Source organism: Actinotalea sp. JY-7885 (assembly GCF_014525465.1).
Lineage (GTDB): Bacteria > Actinomycetota > Actinomycetes > Actinomycetales > Cellulomonadaceae > Actinotalea.
The window spans coordinates 1-5,878 of the sequence record NZ_JACEXH010000186.1 but is presented as its reverse complement, the minus strand read 5'-3'; the positions used below and the strand labels follow the sequence as shown (position 1 = coordinate 5,878).

Annotated in this window: 5 protein-coding genes; 1 reads left to right on the top strand and 4 read right to left on the bottom strand. The window is 74.1% G+C overall.

The annotated features are described in order from the left end of the window. The 3 genes from IDM29_RS14135 to lpdA all read right to left on the bottom strand — a co-directional run. A partial coding sequence (locus IDM29_RS14135) for a TIGR01777 family oxidoreductase (protein ID WP_188037670.1) occupies window positions 1-786 on the bottom strand: 786 nt, incomplete at its 3' end. A 94-nt stretch (window positions 787-880) separates the two neighbouring features. Further along, entirely contained in the window at window positions 881-2,815 is a 1,935-nt protein-coding gene (sucB, locus tag IDM29_RS14130; protein WP_182111373.1) for a 2-oxoglutarate dehydrogenase, E2 component, dihydrolipoamide succinyltransferase, read from the bottom strand. Between the two features lie 25 nt (window positions 2,816-2,840). Further along, a complete protein-coding gene (lpdA, locus tag IDM29_RS14125; RefSeq protein ID WP_182111372.1) occupies window positions 2,841-4,223 on the bottom strand; it encodes a dihydrolipoyl dehydrogenase in 1,383 nt (460 codons plus the stop codon). Between the two features lie 163 nt (window positions 4,224-4,386). Here lpdA and IDM29_RS14120 point away from each other — a divergent pair, with 163 nt between their 5' ends. Beyond that, on the top strand, window positions 4,387-4,716 hold the full coding sequence (locus IDM29_RS14120; RefSeq protein ID WP_182111371.1) for an oxidoreductase: 330 nt from the start codon (window positions 4,387-4,389) through the stop codon (window positions 4,714-4,716). 6 nt (window positions 4,717-4,722) lie between these two features. Here the strand turns inward: IDM29_RS14120 and IDM29_RS14115 are convergent. Continuing rightward, window positions 4,723-5,878 (bottom strand): leucyl aminopeptidase (locus IDM29_RS14115; protein WP_188037669.1); only part of this gene is annotated, 1,156 nt, incomplete at its 5' end.

The window sequence follows — 5,878 nt, the reverse complement described above, 5'->3', positions numbered from 1 at the left end:
GTCGTCGGCGAACTCGCCGAGCGCCAGGCGCAGCGCCACGCGCGGCACGCGGACGACCGCGGGCCGGCGCAGCGCGCGCGCCACCGCGCCGACCACGTCGCCGACCCGGGCCGGGGACGGCCCCGTGAGGTTGACCGCACCGTGCACGTCGGCGGTGAGCAGGTGCTCGATCGCGCGGACCTGGTCCTCGAGGGTGATCCAGGCCCAGACGGCCGAGCCGTCGCCGAGCGGCCCGCCGACACCGAGGCGCAGCAGGGGCAGGAGGCGCCCGAAGGAGCCGCCGCTGCGGGACATGACGATGCCCGTGCGCAGGTGCGCCACGCGCACGCCCGCGTCCTGCGCGGGGCGCGCCGCCCCCTCCCAGGCGCGCACGACGTCGACCAGGAAGCCCTCCCCGGGCTCCGATGCCTCCGTGAGCACCTCGTCCCCCCGGTCGCCGTAGAACCCGACGGCGGAGCCCTGGAGGAGCACGCGCGGCCGGTCGTCGAGGCGCGCGAGGGTGCGGGCGAGCAGCGCCGTCGGCGTCGTCCGGCTGCGGAGGATGGTCGCCCGGTAGGCGGGCGTCCAGCGGCGGTCGCCCAGTCCGGCGCCGCCGAGGTTGACGACGGCGTCGGCCGCCCGCAGCTCCTCCGCGTCGAGCCGGCCGCGGTCGGGGTCCCAGCCGATCTCTCGGCTCGTGGCCGGCGCGCGCCGCACGAGGCGGCGCACCCGGTGCCCGCGGGTCGCGAGGTGCTCCACGAGGGCCGAGCCGATGAGGCCGTGCGATCCGGCGACGACGACGTGCATGCCGCTCACCGTAGGGCAGGGGCGTGCGTCGCGGGGCCGGGGGCGGACACGACGACGCCCCGGACCGCGAGGGTCCGGGGCGTCGCCGCGCAGCTCAGAGCCCGACCTCGGCCTCGAAGTCGCCCTCCTCGATCCGCTTCTTGACCGACATGAGGTAGCGCGACGCGTCGGCGCCGTCCACCAGGCGGTGGTCGTACGACAGGGCGAGGTAGCACACCGACCGCACGGCGATGTACTCCACGCCGTCGGGGTCGCTCGCCACGACCGGGCGCTTGACGATCGAGCCCGTGCCGAGGATCGCCGAGGTGCCGACGGGCACGATCGGGGTGTCGAACAGCGCGCCGCCGGAGCCCGTGTTGGTCACGGTGAAGGTCGCGCCGCTCAGCTCGTCCGGCTTGATCTTGTTGTCGCGCGTCCGGGACGCCAGGTCCGCGATCTTCCGCGCGATGCCGGCCAGGTTGAGGTCGCCCGCGCCGCGGATGACCGGCACGACCAGGCCGCGCTCGGTGTCGACCGCGATGCCGACGTTCTCCTCGCCGTGGTACGTGATCTGGTTGCCCTCGAGCACCCCGTTGACCTTGGGGTGCGCCTTGAGGGCCTCCGTGGCCGCCAGCACGAAGAACGGCAGGAACGTGAGGTTGACGCCCTCGCGAGCCGCGAAGTCGCCCTTCGCCTTGGCCCGCAGGCGGGCGACCTTGGTCACGTCCACCTCGACGACGGTGGTGAGCTGCGCCATCGTCTGGAGCGACTCGACCATCCGCGAGGCGATGATCTGCCGCAGGCGGCTCGCCTTCTCGGTCGTGCCGCGCAGCGGGGAGACGGTCGCCGGGGCGGCCTTCGCCGCCGGAGCGGACGACGCCGGGGCGGCCTGCTGCTGCGAGGCGCGCTCCTGCTCGGCCTTCGCGGCGCGCTCCTGCTCCGCCTTGGCGGCCGCCTCGAGGACGTCCTCCTTGCGGATGCGTCCGCCGACGCCCGTACCCGTGAGCGTGGACAGGTCGACGCCCTTCTCGGCAGCGAGCTTGCGCACCAGCGGCGTCAGGTAGCCCGTGCCACCGCCGGACGGCGCCGGGGCGCTCGAGGATGCGGCCGGGGCGGCCTCGTACGCGGGCTGGCCCGGCGCCGCCGTCTCGGGCGAGCGCTCCTGGGCCTTGGCCTCGGCCGAGGGCTGGGGCGGGGTCACCTGGGACTCCTGCTGCGCCGGCTCCTCGGGCGTGGAGGCCGTCTGCGCGGCCGCCTGCTCCTCGGGCTGCTCCGCGGGTGCCGCCTGCTCCTGGGCGGGCTGCGCGTCGGCCTGCTCGCCGCCGGCCTGCGCGACCGTCGCGGAACCGCCGGAGTCGGCCGAGCCCACGCGGGCCAGCGCCGTGCCGACGTCGACCGTCTCGTCCTCCTGGACGAGGATCTCGACCAGCGTGCCGGCGACGGGAGACGGGATCTCGGTGTCGACCTTGTCGGTCGAGACCTCGAGCAGCGGCTCGTCGACGGCGACCTCCTCACCGACCTGCTTCAGCCAGCGCGTCACGGTGCCCTCGGTGACGCTCTCGCCGAGCGCGGGCATCGTCACGTCCTGGGTGGCGCCACCGCCCGAGCCGCCGGACTGCTGCGGCTGGACCGGCTCGTCCTGCGTCGCGGGCGTCGCGGGCGCCTCGGTGATCTCCTCGGGAACCTGGGCGGCCTGCTGCTCGTCGGCCGACGGCGCCTGGTCCTGGGCGCCGTCGTCGCCGGAGCCCTGGTCCTGGGAGCCCTGGTCGGAACCCTGGTCGGCGGGCTGCTCGTCCGAGCCGCCCGACTCGCCGGCGGCGCCGATGGTGGCCAGCGCGGTGCCGACCTCCACCGTCTCGTCCTCCTGGACGAGGATCTCGGTCAGGGTGCCCGCGAAGGGCGAGGGGATCTCGGTGTCGACCTTGTCGGTGGACACCTCGAGCAGCGGCTCGTCGACCGCCACCTCGTCGCCCACCTGCTTGAGCCACCGGGTCACGGTGCCCTCGGTCACGCTCTCGCCGAGAGCGGGCATCAGCACGGAGTCAGACATGACCTCGCGTCTCCTTCGATGGGGGTCAGTTGTGGGCGTGCAGGGGCTTGCCGGCGAGCGCGAGGAAGGCCTCGCCGATCGCCTCGTTCTGGGTGGGGTGCGCGTGGATGAGGCCTGCCACGTCCTCCGGGTAGGCCTCCCAGTTCACGATGAGCTGGCCCTCGGCGATGAGCTCGCCGACCCGCGCACCGATCATGTGCACCCCGACGACGGGCCCGTCCTTCTGGCGGACCAGCTTGACGAATCCCGCGGTACCGAGGATCTGGCTCTTGCCGTTGCCCCCGAGGTTGTACTCGAGCACCTCGACGTTGTCCGCGCCGTGGAGCTCCTTGGCCTTCGCCTCGGTGACGCCGACCGACGCCACCTCGGGCTCGGAGTAGGTCACGCGCGGGATGCCCGACTCGACGATCGCCGCGGGCTTGAGCCCGGCGATCTCCTCGGCGACGAAGATGCCCTGCGCGAACCCGCGGTGCGCGAGCTGCAGGCCGGGCACGATGTCGCCGACGGCGTAGATGTTGCCGACGCCGGTGTGCAGGCGCTCGTTCGTGATGACGAAGCCGCGGTCGAGCGTGACGCCCTGCTCGCCGTAGCCGAGGCCGTCGGTGCGCGGCCCGCGGCCGACGGCCACGAGGAGCACCTCGGCGTCGAACGTCTTGCCGTCCTCGAGCGTGACGTGCACGCACTGGTCGTCCTGCGTGGCGCTGCTGAACCGCACACCGGTCGAGAAGTTGATCTTGCGCTTCCGGTAGGCGCGCTCGAAGGCCTTGCTCAGCGACTCGTCCTCGTTGGGCACGAGGTGGGGGAGCGCCTCGATGATCGTGACGTCCGCGCCGAACGACTTCCAGACGCTCGCGAACTCCGAGCCGATGACGCCGCCGCCGAGGATGATCGCGGACTGGGGCACGCGGTCCAGCGTGAGCGCCTGGTCCGACGTCATGATCCGGCCGCCGATCTCCAGGCCGGGCAGCGACCGGGCGTAGGAGCCCGTCGCCAGGATGATGTTGCGGCCCTGGTAGCGCGTGCCGTCGACCTCGACCGTGTCCGGGCCGACCAGGCGCCCGTAGCCCTCGACGTAGGTGATGCCGTGCGCCTTCACCAGGCCCTGGAGGCCCTTGTACAGGCGGCCGACGACGCCGTCCTTGTAGGCGTGGACACCCGCCATGTCGATGCCCTCGAACGTCGCCTTGACGCCGAACTTCTCGCTCTCGCGGGCGCCGTCGGCGAGCTCCGCGGCGTGCAGCAGCGCCTTGGTGGGGATGCAGCCCCAGTGCAGGCAGGTGCCACCCAGCTTCTCGGCCTCGACGAGCGCGACGCTCAGCCCCAGCTCGGTGGCGCGCAGGGCGGCGGCGTAGCCGCCGCTCCCTCCGCCCAGGACGACGATGTCGAAGACGGTGGGGCTGTCAGCCACGATGGTGTCTCTCCTCGATAAGACGGGGGTGCTCCGGTCATCTTGTCACTCCCCGCGAGGGGACGTGAACCGCAGGACCGGCGAGCCGGTGTGATCAGCGCGACAAGTCGTCCTACGACTTCACGCCCTGCTCGCGACGCGGCGCCCGCCGTACGCTGTGTCGATGCGACTCTTCCGCCGCCGCGGGCCCTCCGGCGCCGGCGCGCCCGCACCCTCCGCCAAGGAGGCGCAGCAGGCGACGCTCCAGCACCTCGCCGAGTTCGTCCGCACCCGCGTCGGCGTCGAGGCCTACGTCGAGCCGGTCACCTCCGTCACGCAGACCACCGTCGTGCTCATCGCGACGACCGGCGAGTGGACGCGGCGCCGGGTGCCGGACCCGAGGACCGCGTACGCGATCGCCCGGGACCTCGGCATCCCCTGCTACGACGTCCAGCTCACCGGCTACCCGCAGCGCATGCGCGACTGGAACGCGCGTCGGCGCGTGCGCCGCTGACGCCCGTCAGGACTCGAGCAGCCGCAGCAGCGTGCGCACGCCCACGCCGGTGCCGCCGACCGGCGTGTAGCCGTGGGCCGAGGCCTCGTTGAACGCGGGGCCCGCGATGTCGAGGTGCGCCCACGGCGTGCTGCCGACGAACTCGCGCAGGAACAGCCCGGCCACGAGCATGCCGCCGAAGCGGTCGCCGATGTTCGCCAGGTCGGCGACCTGCGACTTCAGGCTCGCGCGGAGCTCGGACGGCAGCGGCATGGGCCAGAACTGCTCGCCGGACTCCTCGGCCGCGCGGACCACGTGGGCCCGGACCTCGTCGGTGCCCATGACCGCGGAGACGCGCGCGCCGAGCGCGACCATCTGGGCGCCGGTCAGCGTGGCGATGTCCAGGACCGTGTCCGGCTTCTCCTCGCAGGCCGCGACGAGGCCGTCGGCGAGGACCAGGCGGCCCTCGGCGTCGGTGTTGAGCACCTCGACGGTCGTGCCGCCGCGCTGCGTGATGACGTCGGAGGGGCGCTGGGCCGTCCCCGAGGGCATGTTCTCGGCGAGGCACAGCCAGCCGGTGACCTTGACCGGCAGCTCGAGCGCCGCCGCGGCGAGCACGGTGTGCAGCACGGCCGCGGCGCCCGCCATGTCGGACTTCATGGCCTCCATGCCCTTCGCGGGCTTGATGGACAGGCCGCCCGAGTCGAACGTGATGCCCTTGCCGACGATCGCGACCGAGCGGGTGGGGCGCGAGGGCGCGTAGGTGAGCTTGACCAGCCGCGGCGGCCGGGACGAGCCCTGGCCGACGGCGACGAGCCCGCCGTAGCCGCCCGCGGCGAGCGCCTTCTCGTCCAGCACGGTGACCTTGACCTTGGTGCCCTTGGCCGCGGCCTTGGCGGCGTCGGCGAAGGCGGCCGGGAAGAGGTCGAGCGGGGAGGTGTTGACCAGGTCGCGCACGCCGTGGACCGCGTCCGCGACGACGGCGGCGCGCGCCGCCGCGTCCTTCGCCGCGCCCTCGCGGGCCCGCGGGGTCGACAGCTCGATCCGGGCCGCGGGCCGTGCCCCGGCGGGCAGGGAGCGGTAGCGGTCGAACGCGTAGGCGCCGAGCAGCGCGCCCTCGGCGACGGCGGCCACCTGCTCCGCGTCGGCGGCGGGCAGTCCCAGGCCGACGGACGTCACGCCC